Genomic DNA, 26,470 nt, shown 5'->3' on the forward strand with positions numbered 1-26,470 from the left:
CATATTTTCGATGTATTGGAGGTTGTTGTAATAGCCATCTCATGTTTATCTATTAATTCAAAATTAAGAGAAAGCAGTAAACGACATAAAGAAATAATCAGAGGTGATTAATTTTGAATAAATGGTTAGTTTTCTTTTTCATTGGATTAATAATGTTTATGTCTGGGATATATCTATCTACTATATGGGTTATAGTCGGAACTGTAATTTGTATTAGTGGAGGTTACTTATTAGGCGTTAGCGCTTATTTTATAGGTGCAAAAAAGTATACAAATAACGTTCCCAAATGACATAGGGAACATTTGATCTAGCAGCTATACAGGTTTGGGGACGTTTTAAATAGACAGTTTTTTGTTATAATTAAAATTAATATTTCATCTTCCTACCAAAAATACATAATTACAGTACGTTTCGAAAGCCTTAATTTGAATGTTAACTAGTGGTATATCGAAGTGAATTGGAGGAGATACGAGTGTAACTTTAACTACCTTTTGAATTTTTAATACAAGAAAGGGTAGTGAAGATGAAAAAATCGTTTCATTTTTTATGGATTAGTCAGTTATTTGCAAACTTAGGTGACGTTTTTTATATAGTTGGGTTAATTTCTATTTTATATCAGGCAAGTGAATCGCCATTTTACATGGCGTTATTACCATTTTTAAACATGACTGGTCGTATGATTAGTAGCAGTTTTGCCCCCCTAGTATTTAATCATTATCGTTTAAAGCAGTTACTCGTTATTTCTCAAGCATTAAAAACAGCTTTGTTGTTAATATTGGCAGTGGGTTCACTCTATACACTGTCATTATACTTTATGTTTAGTATCATCTTTGCCGTCGCATTTTTAGATGGACTTGCACAACCAGCTAGCACTGCGCTTATTCCTCGAATCGTGGATAAATCCCAGCTTCTACGCGCTAATGGCCTTTTATCAATGATAAATGAATCGACACAGCTTGGTGGATGGGCACTGGGCGGGATACTTGTGGCAGCAATGAATGGGGAAATTGTTATTTGGATAACGTTCATACTATTTGTACTTTCTACATTGTGTCTGTTGTTTGTTATTGACCATACGCCATTTGAAAGAAAAAGAAATATCCCTAAAAAACAACAGTTAACAGAAGGCTTTCAACTAATATGGAACAATCATTCCTTCCGTACGATTCATGTAATGGTTATCTTTGAATCCATTGCAAATGTGGTTTGGGTTGCAGCCATTATGTATCTTTTTGTTGCTGACGTACTACATGTCTCTGAGGCATGGTGGGGTTATATTAATACGACCTTCTTCATTGGATTAGTTATAGGTGGTTTTATTTGTACCAAATATGAGCAATTTTTTGAAAAAAACTTAAAATATATTGTGTTATTTTCATCGTTTGCAATGGCGATTACAATGATTTTGTTTGGATTTAATCGCGTGGCAATTGTAGCACTATTATTAAGTCTATTCTTCGGAGTTTTTGATCAGTTCAAAGGAATCCTACTTGGTACGTGGCTACAATTAAAAGCAACGGATGATCAACTTATAAAAGTGTATAGTGCACAAGGTGTATTAACCTCAATGTTATTCGGTTTATCAACATTACTTGCAGGGGTATTTGCAAATGTTTTTTCTGTACAATGGCTTTTCATTGGTGCAGGTTTACTATTACTACTGTCCGCAATTTATTTTAGTTGTGTACAAAAAAGATTTGTATAAATCCTTTACACCCTCCATTCAATTGAATGTGGGGTGTTTTGACTACTTATGATTAGAATGCCCCCAAAAAAACAATTGGGGACGCTTAAAATTAATGAATTATGATAAAATTGTAAAACATTACATATTATCAGGAGGTTACGATGTTTTTCATTTTTATGGCTGTATATGGAACACCTATTTTAGCAATTATATTTTGCTTAAACTTAGCACTTATCATCGATAAATCACGTAATGATAAGGACTTCAAATTAAACGTCTATTTAATGACAGGAGCATTTACGGTTATGGTATCTTGTATAACAATTGCTCTGTTAACAGTTTTAGATGGGGTTTAATAGTAGTTTAAATATTTAAGGTTCACTTCAATCTCGCATTGTTTTAAAATCCAATTAGGAGGCTTGAAATGATAATTTTTGGTAAACGCAATTATGATTTGAATTATTGGAAAAGAAATGGAGCATATGCTGTCATTCGTAATGACCATCAACAATTTTTATGTGTAGAAGATTTGGATGGAAATTTATTTTTAGTGGGTGGAGGAGTTGAAGGAGAGGAATCTCCTGAACTTGCATTATTAAGAGAGAGCATTGAGGAAACGGGTCATGAAATTCAAATCGTTGAAGTTATAGGTAAAGCTGAAAGACACTGGGTTTCAGCAAAATATCCTTATGATTCTCAACATAATATCGGAATATTATACGTTTGTGAACTACTAGAAAAGATAGCAGAGCCAGTTGAAAAAGAAACAATGCGTTGGGTCGATTTCAATTATTTAGAAAAGCATCTTTTCCATGAACATCATTTATACTTAATAAAACAATACTTAAATATTGCATAGATTGTACATATAAAATTCCCATATAGAGGGATTTGTGGTTTTATGTCGAATTAAAACCTGTCTGGCTATTGATTTTTATAGCCGAAACTTAGGGAAGGGGTGACTTATTGAAAATGATAGAACTTCAAAATAGGATGCTAATGAGAGGGATTACTTCTTAATTAAGGTTTAATCCTCTCAAAGGTAATGGGAGGAAAATGCAAGATGATGGATTTAGGGAATATGGTAAGAGGAGTTGCATCTGACGCACTTGCTCAAAGTCTTCTTCAATTTTGGGAATATGACGAGGGAACTTTGGAACTGTGGCGTGCAAGTTCAAACTTTGTGTATGCTTTTAACTGTAATCAAGTTCAATACTTTTTAAGACTTAGTTTTGAGCAGGATAATTCGATTGAACAAATAAAAGCAGAGTTAGCGTTTATGCAATATTTACAATCAAATGGATTTCCAACTGTAACACCAATTCAATCAAACAATAAAAAATTAATTGAAACGTTAAAAACACCAGATGGTACGTATATTGCCGTCGTCTTTAATGCTGCTAATGGAATCAACTTGGATGAAGATACAATTACTGAAAAACAGATGGAGGCATGGGGAAAATCACTTGCATCCCTTCATTGTTTATCAAAAAAATACGAGCCGGTTAGTGACAGAAGAAAGAGCTGGCTAGATACCGTACAATTCATGGAAAGTGTATTTAAAAAGCATCCCGGAGAAGAATTAGCGCTTCAGGAGTTACGTGAGATAACGAATTGGCTTCAATCATTATCTACCGCCAAAGATGTATTTGGATTAATCCATTATGATTTTCAATTAGATAATTTATTTTTTGAAGAGGATAAGGACCCGTATTTTAGTGTCATTGACTTTGATGATGCCATGTATCATTGGTATGCATTAGACCTTGTAACAGCACTTGATGATTTTATTGTAGACGATAATCCTCAATCAAAATTATTGGTTCATTCATTTTTAAAAGGCTATCGTACCAAAATGGCTTTAGAAAATGATGTAGTGGCTCAATTTCCACAGTTTCAAAGATACGCAAACTTATATAAGTATGCTCGATTATTGAAATCTTTAGATTACGGGGAAATTAATGATACGCCACCTTGGTTTAATAATTTAAAGGTAAAGTTAGTTCATGTTGCAGATAAATTAAGAAATACTATAAATTATACAAAATAAATCTAATGAATATTTCAAAATGCATGCAAGTTAGGATATCAATCAGCCCTGTTCAATTGAATGGGGCTGATTTGGCTACTTATGATCAGTAGGTTTCCAATCGAGGGTTTGGGAATATTCGCAATACAAACGACCTATGATAGAGTAATTTGAATCGAATTTTCTGAATAGACAAATATAAAGGGGATAGTACTCAAAGGAGATATCGCATTGAAAGTGAAAAAGTTCGAATATAATTTAGAAACAGATAGATTAATAATAAGGCCATTAACGACGGGTGACTATGAGAATTGGTTGAAGGGATTTGAAAACCGTTTTCCATCACAAAATCGCCACGATCAAGGAAAAATAGATATGAGTGAATGTACACTAGAATGGTTTCATAACTTAGTACACAAACATCAAGAATTAGCACTTTCAGATAATACATATATATTTGGTGTATTTAAAAAAACAGATGGCTCACATATAGGTATGATTGATTTTTCAACTTTAGCAAGAGATGATTTTCAATGGGGCCGGATAGGGTATACCATACATAATCAGTACTGGAGAAATGGTTACGGTAAAGAATCGGTGAGTGCAGCTATTAGACTGGCGTTTGAACAAATTAAGTTTCATCGTATTGAAGCTCATATTAATCTGGATAATATACCGTCTATTAAATTAATTGAAAGTGTACGAATGACATTTGAATGCATTCGTAAAGGCTTTATATACGAACATGACGAATGGACCGACCATTTAGTTTATTATAAAAACTCACATTAATATTTCAGGATTAAATGTCCATGTCGATACATTGGGTTTACAGAGAAAGGGGAAACAAATCATGTCAATTTATCATAAAGTAATTGGAGATGGATATCCCATCGTAATGTTACATGGTTGGACACTTGACCATCAGGTGATGTTACATGCAATGGAACCGTTATTCGAGAAACGAAGCGGTTGGAAGAGAATATACATAGACTTACCAGGTATGGGGCATTCCGAGTCACAACCATCTATTCAGAACTCTGATGATATTTTAGAAGCAATATTACGTCTTTTGGACAAGATTATCCCTGGTCAACCGTTTATTATTTGTGGTAATTCATATGGAGGGTACATTGCCAGAGGTATAGTCCGTACACGACGGGATACAGTTCGAGGATTACTGCTGATGGCTCCATTGACTATACCTGAATTCGATGAAAGGGTAGTACCACCGCAGACCGTTCTAAAAAGAGACAGTAGCTTGATATCAAATTTGTCTCCAGAGGAGGCTGATGAATTTTGTTCCATGGGAGTAGTACAAGGTCAAACTGAATGGGAGAGGTTTCGAAATGAAATTTTACTTCCTTCTAAACAAACAAATTATGAATTCGTAAACCACATTCGTCAAAATGGATATGGCTTTACCTTCGATATAAGATCTAAACTTGAGTATCCCACGCTAATTATCACAGGGCGTCAAGACAATGTAGTAGGTTATCATGATGCGTGGCGACTAATTGAAGATTACCCAAGAGCTACTTTTGCAGTGCTTGATATGGCTGGTCATAACCTACAAATCGAACAAACCGATGTATTTAATTCACTAGTTCATAACTGGTTAAACAGACTTGAGTCCGAAAATTTCTGAATAGTATAACTTTTCATAAATATGAGTTTCCTATTGCACTAACGGGGGATAAACGAAATCTATTTGAAAAGAGGAACTATAAATTGTATAAAGATCAAAACTTAATAATTCGTCCAATAGAAGAAACGGATTTACATCGTATTTGGGAATTAGAATTTAACGAAGAAAAACCTGAATGGAAAAAATAGAATGCACCGTATTACCCGCATGAAACAAAATCTTTCGATGAATTTTTACCTATCGGCAGAGAGTGGATGAGTCAACAAAACGTTTGGGCAGTTGAAGTAGATGGGATTTTGTGTGGAACAGTATCTTATTATTGGGAACATGAAGCCTCGAAATGGTTAGAGATAGGCATTCTTTTTTACGAAGGTGGAAAATGGGGAAAAGGGCTAGGCACTCGTACTCTAAAACTCTGGATTGATCACCTATTTAATACGATGCCTTTGGTTCGTGTTGGCTTTACTACATGGTCTGGAAATGAACGGATGATTCGTGTGGGAGAAAAGTTAGGAATGCAATTAGAGGCCAGTATTCGTAAAGTTCGTTATTATGAAGGGAATTACTACGATTCGATTAGAATGGGAATTTTACGAGAAGAATGGGACGTCCAGAAAGCTTAACCCTGTATAGCTATGCACAAGCAACTGAAAAAACGTTCCGAAATTAAAGTTTCGGAGCACGAAGTAAAGCCAAGAACATTGATTTAACAGCGTTCTTGGCATTTTCTTTATCACACCAATTGCTTAAAATCTATTAGGAATTTCTACATAAATTCGTGCATTCTTACGTTGTATATCGACAAAAGTAGTTAGCTGGTCGTCTGCTTTATGTGAATTTAATCAAATACCGCCACTAAACGACCTTTTACTTCGTGATTTTTTAATTTTTCTAAGCCTACGTCGATTTCTTCGAATGGAATGGTTGTTAACTGTGGGGTCATTTTACCGGTAGCAAAGCATTCGTATACACCTTGAAGATCTTCTACTGTTCCACCATTACTTCCAAGGAGTTTAATTTCCTTTGTAATCATTAAATACGTATTGATTTCTGATTGGAGAATACCCATACCTACTATAACGACCGTCCCTGTAGGCTTAATCGCTTCTAAAGCATCGGCTGTTGTTTTTCCGAAGCCAGCAAAGTCAACAATTAGATCACATTCAGCTTCTTTCATATCCACAGTATTGTTATATACCTTTTTACATCCTAATTCTTTCGCTAATTGCATAGCAGCTTCAGATACATCGGATGCATACACTTCACAGCCTTTAATCATCGCCATTTGTAAAGCAAATTGACCAAGACCGCCAACCCCGATAATGCCAACTTTCATGCCAGGTTTCGCTTGGCCAATTGCGAAAAGCGCATGGTAGGCTGTTAAACCTGCATCAGTTGAAGCGGCACCTTCCACAAAAGATACGCCCTCGGGAATTTTAACACAGAGCTTTGCAGGAACTAATACTTTATTTGCGTAGCCACCATCATAATTATAACCAGCTGCTTCACGTGTTTCACGATCAAGAGGGTTAACCCCTACACGGTCACCAACTTTTAAATTACTAACACCTTCACCAACTTCGGAAATGACACCAGCACACTCATGGCCCATAATGACAGGACCATTTGGGAATAACGGCATCCATCCAGGGTCTTGTAATGCTGCAACATCCGAATGACACAATCCTGAAGCCTTTATATCAATTACAACATGATTCGGTGTTACCTTAGGGTCCTCTTTTTCAATTAGTTTCAATGGAATATTTGTACCTGTAAATAGCCAACCTTTCATTAAAATCCCTCCTGAAATGGTAATTCCTTTTATCTCCTACTGTTACTAAATACGCAATCACCTTCTTTTGTGATTCATAATAGTTTGTCTAAAGAAGGAGAATATATAATTTGTAAAATTTCGTAAACGATTAGTAGAAATTTGAATATTAACTAGCTAAGATTATGGATACTACTAAGAAATAAGCGTGCATCGGTATTAAGGAGGATTAATTATGTATAAATCAATATACGGTATCGTTTTTCTTTTCATATTAATATTATCTGGTTGCAAAGAAGAGGAAGCTGCTAAAATTTCTAGTATCGAAGAAGATTATAAAATTCAAATAGAAGAACTAAAAAAAGAAAATAAACGTGCTTCTGACGAATATTTAAGACAGCTTGATGAATATAGTATATATCTACAAATTGCTGATAGTAATTCAAGAAGAATTATGAGATTAATTAGTGAAAATGATTTCGCGCATCTAAAGTCTGAATTTGGTATCGAAGCAACTATTTCTGATGGTAAAGTATTTTTTAAAAAAGACTTTGATGATGACGACATAGGCTTACCAATTGAACAGGCAGCATTCCACATGTCTATTGCGTACTTCTTTATTCTTTCTAATAATATAGAAATAGGTTATTTTTTGGATGATTTAAGCACAGATGAAAGATATTCTGTAACATTCAGCTTTAATAAAGAAGGGGAATTCCAATATTTTGCCAGTGGGTGTATTTGTTAAGCTAAAACTGAGCCACTAACGCAATTGAAATGAGAGCCACTTTATATCAAAATAACCCTAACTGTTAAAAGTTGGGAGGATATAGAGGTGATCAGTTTGGAGAAAAAGCAATTAGTGCTGATTGAGTACTACCAGCACAAGACAAGCCAACGTCAAATTGCGGAGAAGCTCAAGATGTCACGCAATACCGTTAAAAAATATATAGAGCAGGATCTCGCAGCAAGACAACAAGATACGAGGAATTTACCGGTTACAGACAATTACGTAACGCCTCCGGCTTATAAAAAGCGAAATGGAAAAAAGGTAGCTTTAACAAATACGATTATGAAACGACTTCGTCAAATGATGAAACAGAATGAACAGAAGCGTGAATTAAATATGCATAAGCAACAGTTAAAGATCATTGATATGCATGAAAAGCTTTTGGATGAAGGATTTAAAATTAGCTATACGACCGTTCGCAACTTCGTTAATCGTGAGGAACAAAAGCAGAAAGAAGTATTCATCCGTCAGGATCCAGCTGTAGGTCGTGAGATTGAGTTTGATTGGGGAGAAGTAAAGTTATTTATCGATGGCAAGCTAAGAAGTTTTTCACTAGCAGTATTTACCCTAGCCTATAGTAATGAACGCTATGCACGTCTTTATGAATCTGAAACGATGATTTGCGTACAGGATGCACATGTAAAATGTATAGAAGCATTAGGATTTGTGCCGAATGTTTTTACATATGACAATATGCGAACAGTTGTCAAAAACTTCGTTGGGAATGACCGCTTCATTACCGATGGTATGAAAAGTTTATCCTTACATTATCATTTTCAAATAAGACTTTGTCAGCCTCGTAAAGGAAATGAAAAAGGCCATGTGGAGCGAAGTGTAGAATACATTCGTCGGAAAGCATTTGCGCATCGAGATACGTATATTTCTTTGGAAGAGGCACAGCAATATTTAGTCTCCATCATTGAAAAACTAAATAACCGTCCACATTATTTGAAAGAGAAAACGCATCATGAATTAATGTTAGAAGAAAGAGCTGAACGAGCAGGTAGTTTAACAGCAGCACCGTTTGATCCAGCAGAATTAGTGGAGCTACGTGTGGATAAATATAGTACCGTTACCTATCGTCAAAATCGTTATTCTGTCCCTGAGGGACGTGTAGGAGAATACATTAAGTTGAAAGCTCGCGCAGAAGAAGTGCTTCTATTTAGCGAAGGTGAATGCATCGCGAAGCATAAAAGAAGCTGGCAAGTTCATACTTGGGTGATGAATATCTACCACTATTTAAATACCCTTGAAAAGAAAAAAGGTGCCTTAGCCCAAAGTGAATGTTTGAGCCAAGCACCAAAAGATATAAAAAATATCTACCAACGCTATTATATCGGAAATGAAAAAGATTTTCTAGAGCTGCTTGTCTATGTAAAAGAACGAGATTGCCTAACAAGAGTACTAGAAGTAATTACCGAACTTGAAAAGAACCCTTTGGTTCATATAACAACCGAAAAAATCATTTTCTTAGCAGAGCAGTCAGCTGAAGTACGTACTGTTCTTACTGACCAAGATGATGTCACCAGCCAATCCTTAGATAATTTATCGTCATTAGCAGCATTATTTCATTCTAAAGGAACAGGAGTGATTCATTAATGGACAAGCAAACAGAAATGATTGAAATGTGTAAAGAACTACGTTTACCAAGTATTCGCTATTTACTTGAACAGGAAGCCATATTTGAGCAGCATTCCTCGCCGGCCGAGTTTATGTATTTCGCTTTAAAACAGGAAATGGAGGACCGATACGTTCGAGCAAAAGCTAACCGAATCCGATTAGCGAACTTCCCAGAAAAAAAGCTTTTAGAGGAATTAGATGTAGAGGCACTGCCGCAAAATGCGGCGGTTCGCCTTCCCCATTTGAAAGAACTAAAGTTTATTCAAGAGAAGCAGAATGTATTATTAATTGGATCCCCTGGTACCGGTAAAACCCATCTTGCGATTGGATTAGGAATTGAAGCCTGTTTAGCAGGCTATAAAGTGTATTTCACAAGTGTAGCCTCACTTGTGAATCAATTAAAAGAGAGCCGTTCAGCAAGAACGTTACGCTCATTTGAACTGAAATTTGAGAAGTATGATTTAGTCATTATTGATGAATTAGGTTACATTTCATTTGATAAAGAAGGAGCAGAGCTTCTTTTCACACACTTATCATTACGTGCTGGTCGGGCAGCGACCATTATTACAAGTAATCTAACATTTGAGCGATGGGAAGAAGTATTCCACGATCCAGTACTAACTTCAGCTTTAACTGATCGACTCACACATCGAGCACACATCATCAACATGGTCGGTAGCTCATACCGTATTTTGGAGACGAAAGAATGGATGGAACAGAGCAACTTTTAAGTGGCTCATATTTTAATTAATAAATGGCTCAATTTTTAGTTGCGAAATACAAGTGGGGATGTTTAAAATAGGGAGGAAAATAATATTGAGACTTTCTGAACTTCATCCAATCTTCTATCACATACGAATCGGGCAAAAAAGACTTTTTCGGTTTTTAGCAAATTTAAAAGAAAGAAAACGATTTGCCACGCATAAAGAGTTATCAACTACATTTCCTTATACTGGTAAAAAACACCAATCATTGCTGAGAAGAAAATTAGGAAACAGTGATCCTAAATTACAAGAAAACAAAATAACGAATTTAAAAATTGCTACGAGTAAAATCGATGGCGTAATCATTAAGCCTGGTGAAACTTTTTCTTTTTGGCAACTAGTAGGGAAAGCGACTAAAGCAAAAGGCTATATTGAAGGGATGAGTAACGGGACAAATGATAAAAGAGGAATTACTAATCAAAAACTTTTCAGAGGTGAAGTACCCGATACCGCCCGTTCCTGAATTGGCGCGCGATTTTCAGATCAGTTAGCAATGATTTTTGAAATGGAATAAATAGAATGAATTTGGACTTTGAAACTAATCAATAGGACGTAACATAAACAAATCCCCCTGCAAATCTAATAATTTGCAGGGGGATTTGTTTTTTTAGTTTAGGCATGCTGTTACTGACGTTACTTCTAGAAATCACATTCCATTAATGTTCTTGAGTAGGCGAATTCATATGTGCTTGCTAATGAAGAATCAGTCAAGTTATTCAACTGGTTTGGATCGGATTTAAAATACAGAACTAAAAATTGAACCATGTTTTGACGCTCTTTTTCTGAAATCATTTTAGTACCCCCCTTTTTTTTGGTGTATAACAATAATTATTTATTAAATCTATTATATAACAGAGGGGGAATTAATACCACAATAAATTTTAAAAATTCAGAATATTTATTTTTTCGACCGATTTCAAAATGAATCTGTTCAAGAATAAGAAAGTGGATGAATGATTAACATTATCTACATAACATTTTTTGAATTTTAGTGCTCATGCTAGTAAAAAGGAGTGATTTTGATGGCAAATAAAAATCGAAACAAAATTCTGGTACCTGAAGCTAGACAAGAGCTAGATCAATTAAAGGCGAAAGTAATCGGTACTAGTAAACCTGAAGATGCAGCATTAGAGGTAGCTAAGGAATTAGGTATTCCGTTGAAAGATGGATACAACGGTCAACTTACTTCTGCTGAAGCTGGTAAAGTTGGCGGAAAAATTGGAGGAAGCATGGTCAAGGAGCTAGTGAAGATGGCACAAGAAAGCATAAGGAAAGATCAGTAAATTAAAGAGTGAATGGCTCAAATTCAAGTTACACTTAAACCTTATATATAGTATGATCGATGTGGTGGTATTTGTCTTCTTGGTAAGAAAACGACTGCCACACTAAATAATGATCATATAAAAATTAAGGAGAATTACATGTCCTGGAGTAAATTAAAGCAAAATTTAGAGAGTTTTCTTAGTCCTGCATTACAAGGAAGGGTAGAATACCGCGCAACCGGCTACCGATATTCACCTGATAAAGCAGGGCTTTGTTATATTGCAGTAGATAAAAAGAATATTTTTAATATGAGTGATAAAACGACCTTAATCAAATGGTATCAGACGGATCAGGAGATTAAAAATGATGCAGCTATCCAAATTCCAATCAGCGATGAAGAAATTGAAGCGGTAAGGAAAGAATCAAAGGGCGCCATTCCTGAGGACCGTTTACAAGTAATAGCTAGAAGTCGAAAGCTAACAGAACTTTCAAAAGAAATTTTGGCAGCGCAATCAGCACTTAGTAAATCAAATTTTACGGTAGTCGCTACTAAGTTTTTAGCCACGCCTATTGATGAAAGCTTAGAGGGCAAGGATATCCTGTTGAATATTCTCGCGTTGATGGACAGACGGCTTGGAAAAAAACGACTGTTAAACATGTCCGAGAAGATGAAGTTAAAGCATCCTATTGTGCAGTATTTTTATGAATTACGAGTGGGTAAGTTGTAGTTATCACGTAACGGGTACTCTTTAGCGGAGCAAAAATTAAAATAACTATTTAAATCCCCTGTGAAATCTATTTATTTCACAGGGGATTTGGTCTACTATATCGCACAGGAATGGGGACTTCATAAAAATTAAAATGTTTCAGTTTTTATTTTTAATTTTTTTTCAATACTTTTAAACAAATAAATCAATACATTAACAGAAAAAATAGTCAACATAATGCTAGTAATTGCTCGCATTAAATAGGTATCTTTTGGGTATCCAAAAACAATATAGCCTATAGCATATATTGCTGCTATCCATTTGATTATAGTAAAAATGGTTTTCTTCAAGTTGCTCACCTCATTCTCACTGTAGTTCGATTAAAACTTATTTATCATTATAAACTAATTACTAATTTTTACATATTCCGAATTAGTCGCATTACTTAGTATTACCACTTTCACATATGATTTAGTTAAACTAGGGACTTTCGATTGGAATCCTCTTGCAATAATAATTTGTATGATTGGGGGCAATAGTATTAAAAAAGAATACTAAAAACCCTCAATCTAAAATAAACTAATAAATGCTATAAAGCAGAAGCACGGATGAATACAGTGTCAATTTCATGGGCTATTTCAAGTATTGTTTTGTGATTTGTGATTCAAAAGAGGACCCGTAAGATAATCTGTGTTCCTCTTTTACACTAATTTTAAGAAATCCAAAATTTTTTTGAAATAGCTCTCATAAATACCATCCTTTTATCACAGCTTAAAGGTACAACGTTTGTTATTCACATCATAGAGCGGGAGTAGATGGAATGGGTTTATTTGCAAATAAAGGACCGGCAATTGGAATTGATTTAGGTACAGATAATATATTGATTTATTTAAGAAATGAAGGGATTGTAGTAAATGAACCTACTATAATCGCGATTGATACCAAAACACAAAAAGTCTTGGCGGTTGGAGAGAAAGCGAAAGCGATGCAAGGGCGTACACATGCTGGTATTAAAATTGTACGACCTATACGTGATGGGGTGATTACTGACTTTACAGCTACTTCGGCATTACTTCAACATTATGTGAAAGAACTATCTGCGAAAAGATTTGGAAGTCGAAAACCTTTTATCGTCGTTTCGATGCCCACAGATATAACGGCAGTAGAACGCCGTGCTGTCATTGAAGCAGCCATACAAGCCGGTGCAAAAGAAGCCATTGTTGTCGAGGATACGGTTGCCGCAGCGATTGGTGCTGGGTTACCGGTTTGGGAACCAACTGGATCGATGATTGTCGATATTGGTGGTGGTACAACAGAGGTAGCGATTATTTCACTAGGTGGGGTCGTAGTAAGTAATTCGATCAAAGTCGGTGGAGATGAGATGGATCATTTAATTATTAAGCATGTTAAAAATAAGCATCATCTACTAATTGGTGAAGCAACAGCGGAACAAATAAAAAATAATATTTTTAGTGAAGAACAAAACGGAAAAATGATTGTTGGCGGTCGTGATGTTGTAAAAGGGTTACCCCAAAAAATTGAGTTGACAGCAACTGAAGTTGAACAAGTATTAAAAGAAGCGATTGATCAAATTAATGGAGTCATTAAACAAACACTTGAACTAACGCCACCTGAAATTGCTGGGGATATTATTGAACGTGGCTTGCTTCTTAGTGGTGGTATTGCGCTATTACCTTGGCTTGAAAAAAGTATTAGTGAAGAGACGAAATTACCGGTAATTTTAGCAGAAAATCCTTTAGAAAACGTAGTAAACGGGACAGCTAAAATTATTGAAAATAATAATTTCAAGGAGTTCCTGTAGGGGAATAGGTAGGTCAAAGTTAATGCGAAACGGTTGCTTGGTGGTGTTAGTATAAATTAAGAAGAATGAATTCCTCCGATGAATTCGTTCTTTTTCTTGTTTATAAAAGGGATTGTTGATTTTTTTGTAGAAAGTATTGAATACTGGAAGGTTAAAGAAACGAACTAACTGCAAAGGAGAGGGAAGTTAATTATGATAAATATTTTCGTTGGGTTAATCTTTGTTTTCTTCAAGACAAATTTAAGTTTTTTGGATATCGGCGTAACTTATTATGTAACCAATATTATTGGCTATATGTCGATTTATTTGGGGATAAACGAGTTGGGGAAAACGAATCAAAAATTGTTAAAGATCAGACCTTATATCATTATTATGATTGCTCATAGTCTTATCTTTTTCTTATTAAATATTACAGACAATTCGCCGTTAAAGGTAGCTTTGTCCTCAACACCAGAGGTAATTATAGCTTTAGTGGGGTTTGTGTTTATTATAGCGGGCATGTTTTTAGTATTTGTGATTATTTCCCTAATACTGGACAATTTAATTAGTAAAGTGAATAAAGAACTGTTATATAATCTAGTAAACATGATGATGCTATTATTCATCTTGTCAGGTATAAGTACATACTTTCAGAATTATATTCCAATGCTAGCAACCGTTATAATGGGTGCTTTATTAGTAATGGAAGTATTATTTTTAATTAGCTATTATTACGTTTTTCGTTCAGATGAAAAATACACATAAATATAACAGACAGAAAAGAGCTGCAAACAGGCAAATCTTTTCTGTCTATTTTTTGAAACAATATTAATAATAAAGCTCCCAGCCAAAAATTAAGATAACAATTAGTATTGCAGAGACACAAGAAAGTGCATAGCGAATTTTTTGACCGCGTGTTGTCGTTATTTTCCGCCATTCTACTAATAGTGCTACTATACAAACTGCGACTATGCCAAGATAAGCATAATTTATCCATAAATGAATTCTTAGCGCGGCATAAGGAGTGTAATTAAATGCTCTATAAAATAAAATAATTAAATTTATAACAGGTACAATATTCGCTAAAAGTAGTATTGCTTCCCATTTTTTTGAAGTTGTAGATTGAACTGTTTTTTTTCTGTTATTTATGGATTGAATTAAGCTGATTACTAGAGTGATGACTGTATAAAGAATACTAAAAGTTACAGCTAAGATACTGAGCAGCTTAAAGATTTTTGAACTTTGAGATACCGGTATCATATCGCTTGTTAGTGTTGAAATTTTTTCTATTTGCCCATTATTCAATGTCATATGAAGATGATCATTGGAACCATCTGTCGATTGATAAAGATACTGAGCAATTTGTTCATACGTCACTCCAAAAGCATTCATTCTGTTTGGTTCTGTTATTTCAATATTAGTTATATTTAGCGCCCCATATAGCTTGCTGAAACCTTTATAGGGCTGCCTTGCAAAGTAATAACTTCCCTCATGCTTCTGCACATGGGGCATGGCTTGATTTTCGTTTGCGGGTGAATATTCTCCGTACAGGAGTGTAGGTAAGCCATAACTAAGCGCTACTTCATTCTTCTGATTGGTCATGATAATTACACCTAATTTGTTATCTTTGGAAAAGATGAAATTGCTAGAAAAACTATCCGTATTTCCTGCATGCCCTAATACATCTACTGCATAAAGACCTTCCCAAAAACCATGCGCATTTCGTGGTAAGCCATTATCATAGAAATCACTCGTCGTCAGCATTTCTTCTAATGTACGATTGTTTTGAAATAAGGGGCTATTCTCACCATCTATTGGCATAAGCGCCGTCATAAATTTAGCTAAATCCGCTATCGTACCAATTGCACTGCCAGCTGGATACATACCGATATAGATTCGCTCATTTTTTGAAATACTTAACTCACCTTCACTACCATGATATCCAAATACTGCATCTCTTTTTGTCGCTATATTTAGGTTATCTTGCTGTGTAGGGTGAATTGATGTGTCTTTCATATTCAAAATAGAAAAGATATGTTCATTTACATATTCATAAAATGGTTGTCCAGTAAGATGTTCTACAATCAAAGCGGCCAGTGCTACACCATAGTTTGAATAGGCAACTATACTTCCTGGTTCATGCACTTGAGAAGACTTAACAATGTGAAGCATTTCTTCTAAGGGCTTTATTTCATTTGCTGACTTATAGAATAAATCTAAATATCTATCCTCCCATCCAGCATTATGGTGCATAAGATTTAACATCGTAATAGGAGCATTATATTGCAGTTTGGTTAAAAATCCGTCTGGTAAATACGTGCGGATATCTTCAGTTAATTCTAACTTTCCCTGCTCTACAAGTTGCATGACACTGGCCCATACAAGAAGCTTCGTAACGGAACCCCAATCAAAAACAGTATCTGGTGTGACTTTAATCTGATTTTCAATATCTGCGTAGCCATAGGAAGTATTCATGAAAAGTTCTCCGTCCTTCACAATTACAACATTCGCTCCAGCTGTAGATGTTCCAATATATTTAGAAACATATTCATCCACACGATCCTTTAGTTCAGTATAAGGAATTCCTGAAGGTGTCATCACATCTTCATTTGCAGAAACGGCTGAAACAGAAAAAAACACCAGTACAAATACCATTAAAAATATTTTTCTCATTAACGCGCCCTCATTTAACGTAGATTTTTATAAATGTTTAATTATTCCAATTAATTGTATTCTAACAAAGAATAATTAACTAGTAGGGGAGCGAAACTGTACAATTTTGGGGATCTCATCTTCAAAATCAATCATGAAATGAAAAGTTCACTGTAATTTCTTGTGGAATCAACATCTTCTTAAATTTTTGCTTTTTTATGAATATTTTTATATTAATAAAACAAAAAAATAATATGATTTATAGTATTGACGTTATAAATTAAACTTGATATCATTCATCTACAGTTTTAAAAAAAAGATATATACCTTGTATAAATTCAAGAAGATGGCTTGAAAGTTTCTACCAGCTACCGATACTAGCTGACTACAAGGAATGGGAAATTAATAATCTATTTTTTCCATTTTGTAGAGAAGCTTTGGCCATAGTGGTCAAAGCTTTTTTTATATTCTAAAAAAATAAATTATTTCCCATTCAATCAAATCTAGCAACTAGGAGCTTACAACATGAAAAACTTTTTTAAATTTAAAGAACGGGGAACTTCGTATAAAACGGAAACGCTTGCCGGGATTACGACCTTCTTATCGATCGCTTATATTTTAATCGTCAATCCCATTATCCTCAGTCAATCTGGCATGGATCACGGGGCGGTATTTACTGCAACGGCGCTTACTGCAATCATCGGAACACTGCTGATGGGCTTACTTGCGAACTTCCCAATCGCCATTGCACCTAGTATGGGATTAAACTCATTCTTTACGTTCTCTGTCTGTATCGGAATGGGCATTGATTGGCAAGTTACGTTAACGGGCGTTTTTGTTGCTGGGATTATTTTTGTGCTTTTAAGTTTATTTAAAATCCGAGAAAAGATTATTAATATCATTCCAATCGATTTAAAATATGCAATCGCTTCGGGTATTGGATTCTTCATCACATTTGTCGGGTTAAAAAATGGTGGTATTGTGGTCGGTAATCCAGATACATTTGTGTCGATTGGCGATTTAACGTCACCGATGACACTACTAGCTATTCTAGGGATTATTCTGACAATCGTTATGTTAGTACGTGGCATCAATGGCGGGATTTTCTATGCCATGGTCATTACAACAATTGTCGGGATGCTTTTCGGTCAAATCGAAGTGCCTTCATCGATTGTTGGTAGTATCCCAAGCCTAGAGCCTACATTTGGTGTGGTATTTGGCCATCTAGATGAGATTTTTACACCAGAAATACTGACAGTTATTTTCACGTTTTTAATCGTAGCCTTCTTTGATACCGCGGGTGCATTAATTGGACTAACGAGCCAAGCAGGCATGATGAAAGACAATAAGATTCCGAATATCGGTAAAGGCTTACTTGCTGATTCGGCTGCGGGTGTCATTGGCGCTGTTTTAGGTACATCAACACCTGCGACAAGCGTTGAATCTTCTGCTGGTATTGCTGTCGGCGGGAAAACGGGCTTTACGTCTGTTGTCATTGCAGCTTGTTTTGTGATCGCGTTATTCTTCTCCCCACTTGTGAGCGTTATTTCAGTGGAAGTGACGTCAGCGGCATTAATTATTGTCGGTGCACTAATGGCGATGGAAATCCGTCGCATCAACTGGACGAAGCTAGAAATTGTCATTCCGGCATTTTTAACAATTATTATGATGCCGCTAACTTCTAGTGTTGTTATCGGGATTGGGTTAGGTTTTGTTCTTTATCCAATATGTTTAATCGCACAAAAGCGTGCAAAAGAAGTTCATCCAATTATGTATGTGCTTTGTCTATTATTCCTTTTATACTTTGCGTTTATCGTTTAAATCAAATCGAGATGGTTTCTGTATTATACAGGAGCCATCTTTTTTTCGGTTTTAAACGCAGTTTTGTAGTTGTTCAGCTAAAAATAACGATTTATTGATTAGATGCATCAGAAAGTGTGCAATATTGGAGAAGAGGGGTTTTAGGCTATTTACTAAATGCTGCTACAGTGAAGGAGAAAAGCGATGAGAGAAAATGTTATGTATACAGTTTTAGGGTACATTGTGTTTGCAATTGTATTTTTTCCGTTGCTCGTTTTTAATCATGCATTATGGATAGGACTGGTCGTGTTAGTTACGATTATTGGCTCGATTTTATTTGGGCAATGTGTGAAGGTAATGGTGGAAAGTTATAAGCGGAGAAAGAATAATCAATAGTCGCAATAGTCACTAGCTTAATTAAGGATCTTCATTTGGAACAAGAATTTAAATAAAATCAGTTTAAAAAGTAATTCCGCGGACAAGTTGCGGACAAAAGAGTAAACAGATGGTCTGTATTACTCTTTTTTTCGTTGTTCTGTTTTATCTGTAGTAGGCAGGTGTTTTCTTTGTTCTAAAATTAGGGCTATTAAGGGGTTTATGTTAAAATTTAGGGTAATCTAACTTGGAGGAATACATAATGAAAATAAAACCGACAAAAAAAGTCTTATTATCATGGATGGATAGTTATGTACCAGAAAAAGACTTATTTTTCCTATCGAAAGAACAACTTAATAATGAAATTGACTTAAAAGATGTGTTATTAATGCCAATAGACGAGTTTTATAATCACAGTACATATGGACAATTAAATTATCTAAATAGTTATGAGTATTGGAATATAAAGAATGCTCAATACGTAATCATTGCTGAAAAGGAATGGATTGAAAGTAGGTCTGTAGAGGTCAAACAATTAATTTTAAATTCTCAAGTGCAAAGTGAAAGAGGGCTAGTACTACCCGTCTCATTTATACAAGAGATAGAAAAAATCCCTTCAAGTTATGTGGTGAATGGACACGTGGTCATTCAGCGTTCCATGTGGGAGAAACTTGACGAATCATCTAAAGAGCAGTTACTTACAACAATGGTTTATGAATGGTGGGATAAAGGAGAATGTGAGAAATCACCGATGTCTTTACCTAGTTTTCTAAAACCTTTTGCCAATACTTTTGGTCGTTTCCAAGGTGCAAATTGTTTAGCTGCAGTTTTATTTGCAATTTCAAAAGGGAAACAAGAGTGGTTTATTTATGAATGGATCCACCAAAAAACATTTCTTGAAAAGTTAAATCAGTATCACTATGAGGAGTTCTCAGGTGAAGTATTACACCAAGGGAACATCGTAATTTGGAAAGATGAAAATGACATCATTCAACATGCTGCTTATTATATTGGAGAAGGGCTCTATTTCAATAAACATGGACAAACAATGTTTAACCCTTGGAAGATACTTTCGAAAGAAGAACTTTATAAAGAGTGGGAACATCTGACACTTGTGAACTATCGACAATGTAATTGAGCAATTAAGGGGGAGCAACTTGAACTTATTTAATATCATAAAAAACAAACAACAATATTGGCTCGTTGATCAAATCAAAAAAGATGATATTCCAATAGAATCATACTTACATCAATTTACACAAATCCTGGAGGAATGGGACCATCAGGGGATTGGCTACTTATCTTTACTTATGGATGAACGTTTTGAAAGCTGGCTGCTTCAAAAAAAGTTTTCCAAGATTTCAAGTATTGAAGAGTACATAAGGGAACTAGCTAGTTTACCGCAAATCGATGATCAAATTTGTTGGCATTCTCTTTCAGAAGGATGGCTAGATGACCAGGAATTTGGGGAATTATACGATCTATGCCGATTAGAGTCTGCCAATAAGAATATAAATCAGCCAATAGATCAAGTCATGCTTTCGCTTAAAAATGAATTGGGTACAGAGTGGCGCCGGCATTGTTATTATTTCACAAAGGATGAAGCGTTAATTGGGATAAGCATTCCTCATATTGAAATGGGAACAGAAGACGAGGGAAGGTTATTTTATTTTGGCGTAGTCCCAAGTTTAAGAGGGCAAGGGCTGGGGGTAAAAATCCATAAAATCAGTCTCGCATTACTCAAGAACTTCCGGGCTAACTATTATGTCGGCAGCACCGACGTGAACAATTCTCATATGATTAAGATCTTTGAGAAAAATGGATGTGAACTCCGCGATCGAAAAGGGATTTATAAGATTATTAAGTAAAAGCTACGGGGGTATCTATGAAAAAGCACTATTATTTAGGGTGGTTTAATAATTTTTTTCCAGACAAACTGGGCAGGGTGTTACAGGAGGACATAACGGATAGAAAATCGCTTGTTATGATTAGCTCGAATCCATTATTTTATGAAGATGATGGTGCTACTGAACGCTCGTGGCTTGACCAGGCCGGCATTCTGTTTGATGAATATCATTTAATTAATTATCGCGTACAGAAGGAAGATGCCCAAACATTAATTCAAAAAGCATCCGTCATTTTCTTGTTGGGTGGAAATACTGTTAAACAAAATGAGTTTTTAGTGGATTATGAATTGTCGGATTGGATTAAAAATAGCAGCGCCATTGTGATGGGAGCAAGCGCGGGTGCAATCAATATGTCCGCTAAATGGTTATGCTCTAAAAACTTTGGCTATAACGTTGAAACAAGCTCTGTTTACGAAGGGGTCGGGCTTGACGATTTTTCCATCCTATCTCATTTTGATCTTGAAAATAACATGGCGCTAGTTCAAGAAGAATTGTCTACCTTATCGGAAGAAATGAATGTTTATGCATCAAACAAAGATTGCGCTGTACGTATAAAGGGAGACAAAATCGACATTCTTGGTCAGGTATATTTAATTTCCCACTCAAAGATTCAGAAGATGGATGAGACGCTCTAGTAAAGATTGCATTAGCTAGCATTGCAACATTCCTCACAATCAGTTCAAACCATTGCTAGGCATGAATTTTATCAGATGAGTATAAATAAAGTTCCACAAAAAGCCGTAAATGTTGATTTAACGACATTTACGGCTTTATTGGATGTCCCTTTTATTTGGGAACGTTATTTGTATAAGCAATTCATTCCTTATCTTTAAAATAATCTTCTGCTAAAATAGCTAGGTAATCCATATCTTCATATACATCACCTTTTAAAAATTCTTGTTTGTGCCGTCCTTCCCAGACCATTCCAGACTTCTCCATCACTTTTCTTGAAGCTATATTTCTCACCATACAGCGACTATAAACTCTATTTAATTGGTGTTCTTTAAAGCCATAATCCATTATTTTTTTACAGGCTTCGGTTGCATAACCCTTGCCCCATTCTGGTACGTCGATAAAGTAGCCTACTTCGGCATTTTTGTGATTTTTGGAAATCGCAACCAACCCACAATTTCCGATATAGCGACCATTTTCTTTTAAAAATACAGCAAATTCATACGCTGTTCCTTGCTCAAAACTTTTTTGTAAATAAGAAATCCAGCTATCTACAACTTCACGAGGATATGGATGTGGAATCATCACCATTGTATCTGCAATTTCTTTATGCTTTACGACCCGATAAATCTCGTCTGCAAATTCGTGTTCATAAGGCTTTAAAAGTAATCTTTCTGTTTCTAAAATCATTTTTATTCCCCCTTTAAATTAAAAAAGCCCTAATCGAATAATCGATTAGGACGAATTTTTTCGTGGTACCACCTAACTTTACAAATAGCTCCCACTATTTGCCTTTGCCAGTACGAGTTCATACTGCTGCTGTTGTAACGAGTGCAAATCTCGTCGTAGCCTACATATCGGTACGAAGCTCAAAGGTCATTTTCAGTAAATTTGTTTTGCTTCATTTCCACCATCAGAAGCTCTCTAAAAAACTCCAATACTTACTCTTCCTTATCAACGCCATAGAGTATACATTTCATTTTAACTGAATTTTCTAATATATCAAGTATTTATATAATAATGGCACCCAAAGCGATGTTTGGTCGCATTTTCATTCCCTTTAAAAGAAAGGTATTAAGACCTTAGAAAATCCATACATAAAATCCCTTGGTTTTTTCATGTAAACGCCATCCCGATTTGCGGTAATATTCATTTAAATTACAATCAATTGGGCAGAGTGATGTGATAGGTGATTCATGGACTGTTTGTAACATCATTTTTAACAAACCTTGACCTCGGTATTTTTCGCTAATCGCAAATTGATATAAAGAGATGCGTCCTTGTGTTTTTTTAGGATAGAAGCGATAAGTCCGGCGAGCCACAAGTACTGCATTAAGTGTTAACTTTTCTCATAAAATGATGCCGAGCCGAATAAATTGAATACCAATGGAAAAAAAGGGGATGTATGTAGCTTGGTAACTTATTTGGACAGTGCTGTTTTCGAACATCAGTTTTGGCTTCAGGTACTTGGAGATCATTCAAGGTTTATCCACGATTCGCTCTATCCTTCTGAAACAGAGGATATTGCGAAAGCGGCGTCCTTTATCCATCAATTCGATCAACTGCTTGCACAAGTCGGTTCACTGAACGAGTCCAATGCGCTGTTGTTCGCGAACAATGTGGAAGAATTCGTCATACAACTAAGAACCTTCAAACTAACCATCATTGAACGCCATATCACAAGCGAAATGAAAATCCATTTAACACCTACTTTTATAAATCATATGGTGAATGAATTAGAAGAATACTCACGGATACTAACCTATCTCAAACAGGGGGAAGTGCCGCCAATCTTTCACGAATTGCATCATCACCTCCTGTGGTTGGTTGATGCAGCGGGTCATGCAGGAGCCATTAATGACCGAATGGATGGCGTAGAAAAACGATTAAAGGAAAAAAGCGGTGCCTTTACAAAACACTTTGAAGAATTTCATTTGAAAGCAGTGGAATTAACGGGTTATTTACGAACGAATATTCATAAATTCCCTGCGTTAAATCGATTTAACAATGAGGTTGAAGTAGAAATTGGTCTATTTAAAACGTTTTTAAATGAGCTGGAGGAAATGGAGCTAAGCGCGGAAGTGTTAGGCATTTTTTCTGCGTCAATGGCTGACCACATGGCAAGGGAGGAACAGTACTATTTAATGAAATTGGCCGAGTCGACTAGCATGTAGGAGAAGAAAAAAGGCTCTATTCCAAAAGGGAATAGAGCCTTTAAAATTAAACCACAAGCAGGGTTAGTTTAATTTATTTAGTTCTGTATATAACACATATTTTAAAGCAGAAATTTCATCTTCAGACAGTGTACCTTCAATTACAGATAATACTTCATCCGCACTAATGGCACCGTTTTGCGCTTGTTCTTGAATAGCGAGTAACTCATTCACGCCCACTTTTTTAAGTAACACACGTGTTGCTTCTTCCTTCGTTTGGAAGGGAAGCGTATCGGGATTTGTCTCTGCGACTTCACTTACCATTTCTTGAAGCGTTGGATCGTTCGCAATATAGGAATTTACTTCTTTTAGACTTTCTTCATCTAAAGTAGCTTCCACTTTTTCAATTATTTTTTCGGAAGCGAAATTTGTCCCAAAATGCCACGTAGCATAGCCGGCTGCTCCTATTAAAATAACAAGTATCATGGTAAAGGTTAAAAACTTTTTCATTTCTTCACTCCTAACTCCTTGAATATAGCACAATTTCTCAAAAACCACGAAGAAAAAACCGTTCCTGTCTAGATTTAATTACAAATGTAACGCTTCAACAAAAAGGGAGGATAAATGATGGATAACCAATATTTCGTAGGTTGGGGTACACTGGCATTGATAAATGCTGGACTTGCGCAAGGCAAGAATAGGACGGGTTTAAACTGGTTTTTGCTTACGCTTATATTAGGCCCTTTAGCAACATTAATTTTGTTACTTGTTGAAAAAAGAGAACCGCAGTAGTAATTATTCTATTTTTGAAAAGAGATAGAAACATCAGATTTTCTATACACCCTTGTTTCCCGATTGTAATGTTTGTAATACAACTGCAAAAGAGGCGCCATTGATTACCTAATGATTTTATAGTCGATTTCTAGTAAGCTTATAACAGACAACAAGAAAGGAATGATTCAGTAATGTTGAAAAAAAGTATCGTGTTGTTCTTTGGGATGATGATGATTGCGCTGCCAGCATCTGCAGCTAACTATACAGTAAAAAGTGGGGACACGCTTTGGGCGATTGCCTCTAAAAATCAAATCGGTCTAAGTGAATTAATTGCATTAAACCCTACATTAAAAGATCCGGACATGATTCATGTCGGAGATGAAATTATAATTTCGCAAAATGAACAACAAGCAGTAGAAGAGCAAGTCGTAAGCCTCGTGAACAAAGAACGTGCGAAAGAAGGCTTAGCCCCACTTTCGATGGATTGGGAGCTAGCACGTGTGGCAAAATATAAATCACAAGACATGAACGACAAAAATTATTTCAGTCATACAAGTCCAACATATGGCTCTCCATTTGATATGATGAAAAATTTCGGTATCAGCTATAATGCAGCCGGTGAAAATATTGCAAAAGGTCAAACATCTGCTGCGCAAGTAATGGAAGCATGGATGAATAGCTCAGGTCACCGAGCAAACATTATGGATGCGAAATTTACGCATATTGGTGTAGGCTACGTTGAAGATGGTAACCACTGGACACAAATGTTTATTAAAAAATAAAACACCTCAAATTGAAAAGCCGTTCAACTTTTACGATAACTAAAAGTTGAACGGCTTTATTTTTATGTCTACTTAATTGAGGAGAATCTTATTTTACGCCTGGCACCCAACCGACATTACGTTTCATTCGAATCATTAAAGGCTCTGGAATAATATTATCGCGACTCATATCCATTTCCGTAATCACTGGTTCACCAGCTACTACTTTTTCTACCCAGTGTGGCTCGATTAATAGCTCACGGCCAAGTGCGAGTAAATCAGCACCTGTTGACATCGCTTCTTTCGCATCTTCTGGTGAAAAAATCGAACCGACGCCGACAAGCGGTACACGCTCCCCAATGACACGTTTTAAAATGGTAATTCGGTTTTCTTTTTCACCGCTATAACGACGCGCTTCTGCACGGAAATCACCTAATGAAATGTGTAGGTAATCGAGCTTTTCATCTGCTAAACGGTCTACAAGCTGAACCGTTTCATCTAATGTGATGCCGTCTTCCTCAGGCTCTTCTGGGCTAAAACGATAGCCAACGATAAATTGGTCATCCGCGTATTGCGCTTTTGCGCGGTTTACAGAGTCGATAATTGCTAATAAGAAAGTCATGCGTTTTTCAACAGAGCCACCATAGCGGTCTGTGCGTTTATTTGTAAAGCCTGAGAAGAATTGTTGTAATAAATACGTATTGGCACCGTGAATCTCTACACCGTCAAATCCTGCTTGAATTGCGCGACGTGTTGTTTCACCAAATGCAATTATGATTTCCTCAATTTCTTCGACCGTTAAAGCGCGTGCCACACCGCCATCAGCTGCTATTGTTTCACTTGCGCTTACGATATCGCCATTAGGTACAAGATTACGTCCTACTTGGCGACCGCCGTGCTGGATTTGTAAAATGGCCTTAGCCCCACCATCATGAATCGCATCAGCAATACGTTTTAAGCTTGGAATAAATTCATCGCTATGCCCCGAAATTTGACCTGGGAAGGCTTTCCCATTAGGAATCACGTAAGCACATGCTGTAATCACGGCACCGACGCCATATGAGCGCTCACGGTAATATGTAATCTCCGCATCGGATACGGTATCATCCGCATTTGCTGAGTAAGTTGTCATTGGTGCCATCATGTAACGATTTCGAATCGTGACGCCATTTTTAAAAGTAAATGGTGTTAAATAAGTTGTCATTTTGTTCACTCCCTCTAAAATAAGAGTAAGTTTCTCGGATTTAAAAGTCAAAGATTGTGTTTTATTAGAGCTTCCTTTCAATATTAGAATGT

General features: G+C 35.9%; 29 protein-coding genes, 1 pseudogene, 1 riboswitch and 1 other annotated feature. Of the genes and pseudogenes, 23 read left to right on the plus strand and 7 right to left on the minus strand.

Annotated features, from left to right (window positions below):
* The first annotated feature begins 523 nt into the window (after positions 1 to 523).
* The 7 genes and pseudogenes from NSQ62_RS08825 (at position 524) to NSQ62_RS08855 (ending at position 5,987) form a co-directional block, all read left to right on the plus strand.
* Positions 524 to 1,705 (plus strand): MFS transporter, encoded by a 1,182-nt coding sequence (locus NSQ62_RS08825; protein WP_341323564.1) that lies wholly within the window; start codon positions 524 to 526, stop codon positions 1,703 to 1,705.
* 143 nt (positions 1,706 to 1,848) lie between these two features.
* A complete protein-coding gene (locus NSQ62_RS08830) occupies positions 1,849 to 2,043 on the plus strand; it encodes a hypothetical protein (RefSeq protein ID WP_341323565.1) in 195 nt (64 codons plus the stop codon).
* Between the two features lie 68 nt (positions 2,044 to 2,111).
* A complete protein-coding gene (locus NSQ62_RS08835; protein WP_341323566.1) occupies positions 2,112 to 2,546 on the plus strand; it encodes an NUDIX domain-containing protein in 435 nt (144 codons plus the stop codon).
* A gap of 204 nt (positions 2,547 to 2,750) precedes the next feature.
* A complete protein-coding gene (locus NSQ62_RS08840; protein WP_341323567.1) occupies positions 2,751 to 3,737 on the plus strand; it encodes a phosphotransferase in 987 nt (328 codons plus the stop codon).
* Between the two features lie 204 nt (positions 3,738 to 3,941).
* Positions 3,942 to 4,508, plus strand: coding sequence for a GNAT family N-acetyltransferase (locus NSQ62_RS08845; protein ID WP_341323908.1), 567 nt, complete (start codon positions 3,942 to 3,944; stop codon positions 4,506 to 4,508).
* A 61-nt stretch (positions 4,509 to 4,569) separates the two neighbouring features.
* Entirely contained in the window at positions 4,570 to 5,364 is a 795-nt protein-coding gene (locus tag NSQ62_RS08850) for an alpha/beta hydrolase (protein WP_341323568.1), read from the plus strand.
* An 83-nt stretch (positions 5,365 to 5,447) separates the two neighbouring features.
* Positions 5,448 to 5,987: pseudogene (locus NSQ62_RS08855) on the plus strand (GNAT family protein).
* Positions 5,988 to 6,202: 215 nt separating this feature from the next.
* Here the strand turns inward: NSQ62_RS08855 and NSQ62_RS08860 are convergent.
* Complete coding sequence (locus NSQ62_RS08860; RefSeq protein WP_341323569.1) at positions 6,203 to 7,156, minus strand: zinc-binding dehydrogenase; 954 nt, start codon at positions 7,154 to 7,156, stop codon at positions 6,203 to 6,205.
* Positions 7,157 to 7,370: 214 nt separating this feature from the next.
* On the opposite strand from NSQ62_RS08860, the gene NSQ62_RS08865 reads away from it, so the two are divergent.
* From NSQ62_RS08865 to NSQ62_RS08880, 4 genes are all read left to right on the plus strand, one after another.
* Positions 7,371 to 7,883 carry a hypothetical protein gene (locus tag NSQ62_RS08865; protein WP_341323570.1) on the plus strand — a complete coding sequence of 171 codons (513 nt, stop codon included), beginning with the start codon at positions 7,371 to 7,373 and terminating at the stop codon, positions 7,881 to 7,883.
* Positions 7,884 to 7,970: 87 nt separating this feature from the next.
* A complete protein-coding gene (istA, locus tag NSQ62_RS08870) occupies positions 7,971 to 9,524 on the plus strand; it encodes an IS21 family transposase (RefSeq protein WP_341320290.1) in 1,554 nt (517 codons plus the stop codon).
* Positions 9,524 to 10,276, plus strand: a complete 753-nt coding sequence (istB, locus tag NSQ62_RS08875; RefSeq protein ID WP_341320291.1) for an IS21-like element helper ATPase IstB — start codon at positions 9,524 to 9,526, stop codon at positions 10,274 to 10,276. Before istA ends, istB begins: the two co-directional genes overlap by 1 nt.
* A gap of 85 nt (positions 10,277 to 10,361) precedes the next feature.
* Entirely contained in the window at positions 10,362 to 10,772 is a 411-nt protein-coding gene (locus NSQ62_RS08880; protein WP_341323571.1) for a VanW family protein, read from the plus strand.
* A 176-nt stretch (positions 10,773 to 10,948) separates the two neighbouring features.
* Here NSQ62_RS08880 and NSQ62_RS08885 read toward each other — a convergent pair whose 3' ends face one another.
* Positions 10,949 to 11,101: a hypothetical protein gene (locus NSQ62_RS08885; RefSeq protein WP_341323572.1), complete on the minus strand. Its 153-nt coding sequence runs from the start codon at positions 11,099 to 11,101 to the stop codon at positions 10,949 to 10,951.
* Positions 11,102 to 11,331: 230 nt separating this feature from the next.
* Between NSQ62_RS08885 and NSQ62_RS08890 the strand changes: the two genes are divergently transcribed.
* Both NSQ62_RS08890 and NSQ62_RS08895 read left to right on the plus strand, forming a co-directional pair.
* Entirely contained in the window at positions 11,332 to 11,592 is a 261-nt protein-coding gene (locus NSQ62_RS08890) for an alpha/beta-type small acid-soluble spore protein (RefSeq protein ID WP_341323573.1), read from the plus strand.
* A gap of 138 nt (positions 11,593 to 11,730) precedes the next feature.
* On the plus strand, positions 11,731 to 12,300 hold the full coding sequence (locus tag NSQ62_RS08895) for a hypothetical protein (protein WP_341323574.1): 570 nt from the start codon (positions 11,731 to 11,733) through the stop codon (positions 12,298 to 12,300).
* A gap of 128 nt (positions 12,301 to 12,428) precedes the next feature.
* Here the strand turns inward: NSQ62_RS08895 and NSQ62_RS08900 are convergent, their stop codons facing one another.
* The gene (locus tag NSQ62_RS08900) at positions 12,429 to 12,629 is read right to left on the minus strand and encodes a hypothetical protein (protein ID WP_341323575.1); all 201 of its coding nucleotides are present in this window, start codon (positions 12,627 to 12,629) and stop codon (positions 12,429 to 12,431) included.
* A gap of 470 nt (positions 12,630 to 13,099) precedes the next feature.
* On the opposite strand from NSQ62_RS08900, the gene NSQ62_RS08905 reads away from it, so the two are divergent.
* Positions 13,100 to 14,101 carry a rod shape-determining protein gene (locus tag NSQ62_RS08905; protein WP_341323576.1) on the plus strand — a complete coding sequence of 334 codons (1,002 nt, stop codon included), beginning with the start codon at positions 13,100 to 13,102 and terminating at the stop codon, positions 14,099 to 14,101.
* Positions 14,102 to 14,350: 249 nt separating this feature from the next.
* Positions 14,351 to 14,845, plus strand: a complete 495-nt coding sequence (locus NSQ62_RS08910) for a hypothetical protein (protein ID WP_341323577.1) — start codon at positions 14,351 to 14,353, stop codon at positions 14,843 to 14,845.
* A gap of 63 nt (positions 14,846 to 14,908) precedes the next feature.
* Here the strand turns inward: NSQ62_RS08910 and NSQ62_RS08915 are convergent, their stop codons facing one another.
* Positions 14,909 to 16,753 (minus strand): serine hydrolase domain-containing protein, encoded by a 1,845-nt coding sequence (locus NSQ62_RS08915; protein WP_341323578.1) that lies wholly within the window; start codon positions 16,751 to 16,753, stop codon positions 14,909 to 14,911.
* Between the two features lie 287 nt (positions 16,754 to 17,040).
* A riboswitch (purine riboswitch) is annotated at positions 17,041 to 17,140 on the plus strand.
* Between the two features lie 117 nt (positions 17,141 to 17,257).
* Here NSQ62_RS08915 and NSQ62_RS08920 point away from each other — a divergent pair.
* The 5 genes from NSQ62_RS08920 to NSQ62_RS08940 all read left to right on the plus strand — a co-directional run bounded on the left by NSQ62_RS08920 (position 17,258) and on the right by NSQ62_RS08940 (position 21,449).
* Positions 17,258 to 18,553: an NCS2 family permease gene (locus NSQ62_RS08920; protein WP_341323579.1), complete on the plus strand. Its 1,296-nt coding sequence runs from the start codon at positions 17,258 to 17,260 to the stop codon at positions 18,551 to 18,553.
* A gap of 183 nt (positions 18,554 to 18,736) precedes the next feature.
* Positions 18,737 to 18,928: a hypothetical protein gene (locus NSQ62_RS08925; protein WP_341323580.1), complete on the plus strand. Its 192-nt coding sequence runs from the start codon at positions 18,737 to 18,739 to the stop codon at positions 18,926 to 18,928.
* 241 nt (positions 18,929 to 19,169) lie between these two features.
* Positions 19,170 to 20,045, plus strand: coding sequence for a hypothetical protein (locus NSQ62_RS08930; RefSeq protein WP_341323581.1), 876 nt, complete (start codon positions 19,170 to 19,172; stop codon positions 20,043 to 20,045).
* A gap of 19 nt (positions 20,046 to 20,064) precedes the next feature.
* On the plus strand, positions 20,065 to 20,775 hold the full coding sequence (locus NSQ62_RS08935; protein WP_341323582.1) for a GNAT family N-acetyltransferase: 711 nt from the start codon (positions 20,065 to 20,067) through the stop codon (positions 20,773 to 20,775).
* A 17-nt stretch (positions 20,776 to 20,792) separates the two neighbouring features.
* Positions 20,793 to 21,449: a Type 1 glutamine amidotransferase-like domain-containing protein gene (locus NSQ62_RS08940; protein ID WP_341323583.1), complete on the plus strand. Its 657-nt coding sequence runs from the start codon at positions 20,793 to 20,795 to the stop codon at positions 21,447 to 21,449.
* Positions 21,450 to 21,630: 181 nt separating this feature from the next.
* Here the strand turns inward: NSQ62_RS08940 and NSQ62_RS08945 are convergent, their stop codons facing one another.
* Complete coding sequence (locus tag NSQ62_RS08945; RefSeq protein WP_341323584.1) at positions 21,631 to 22,176, minus strand: GNAT family N-acetyltransferase; 546 nt, start codon at positions 22,174 to 22,176, stop codon at positions 21,631 to 21,633.
* A 43-nt stretch (positions 22,177 to 22,219) separates the two neighbouring features.
* Positions 22,220 to 22,453: a binding site (T-box leader), on the minus strand.
* A gap of 445 nt (positions 22,454 to 22,898) precedes the next feature.
* On the opposite strand from NSQ62_RS08945, the gene NSQ62_RS08950 reads away from it, so the two are divergent.
* Positions 22,899 to 23,660 carry a DUF2935 domain-containing protein gene (locus tag NSQ62_RS08950; protein WP_341323585.1) on the plus strand — a complete coding sequence of 254 codons (762 nt, stop codon included), beginning with the start codon at positions 22,899 to 22,901 and terminating at the stop codon, positions 23,658 to 23,660.
* 63 nt (positions 23,661 to 23,723) lie between these two features.
* Here NSQ62_RS08950 and NSQ62_RS08955 read toward each other — a convergent pair whose 3' ends face one another.
* Positions 23,724 to 24,149 (minus strand): hypothetical protein, encoded by a 426-nt coding sequence (locus NSQ62_RS08955; protein WP_341323586.1) that lies wholly within the window; start codon positions 24,147 to 24,149, stop codon positions 23,724 to 23,726.
* Between the two features lie 114 nt (positions 24,150 to 24,263).
* On the opposite strand from NSQ62_RS08955, the gene NSQ62_RS08960 reads away from it, so the two are divergent.
* Both NSQ62_RS08960 and NSQ62_RS08965 read left to right on the plus strand, forming a co-directional pair.
* On the plus strand, positions 24,264 to 24,431 hold the full coding sequence (locus NSQ62_RS08960; RefSeq protein ID WP_341323995.1) for a hypothetical protein: 168 nt from the start codon (positions 24,264 to 24,266) through the stop codon (positions 24,429 to 24,431).
* 173 nt (positions 24,432 to 24,604) lie between these two features.
* Positions 24,605 to 25,195, plus strand: coding sequence for a CAP domain-containing protein (locus NSQ62_RS08965; protein ID WP_341323587.1), 591 nt, complete (start codon positions 24,605 to 24,607; stop codon positions 25,193 to 25,195).
* An 88-nt stretch (positions 25,196 to 25,283) separates the two neighbouring features.
* Here NSQ62_RS08965 and NSQ62_RS08970 read toward each other — a convergent pair whose 3' ends face one another.
* The gene (locus tag NSQ62_RS08970; protein WP_341323588.1) at positions 25,284 to 26,378 is read right to left on the minus strand and encodes an NADH-dependent flavin oxidoreductase; all 1,095 of its coding nucleotides are present in this window, start codon (positions 26,376 to 26,378) and stop codon (positions 25,284 to 25,286) included.
* Positions 26,379 to 26,470: the final 92 nt, after the last annotated feature.

It is taken from the genome of Solibacillus sp. FSL H8-0523, assembly GCF_038051985.1.
GTDB lineage: Bacteria > Bacillota > Bacilli > Bacillales_A > Planococcaceae > Solibacillus.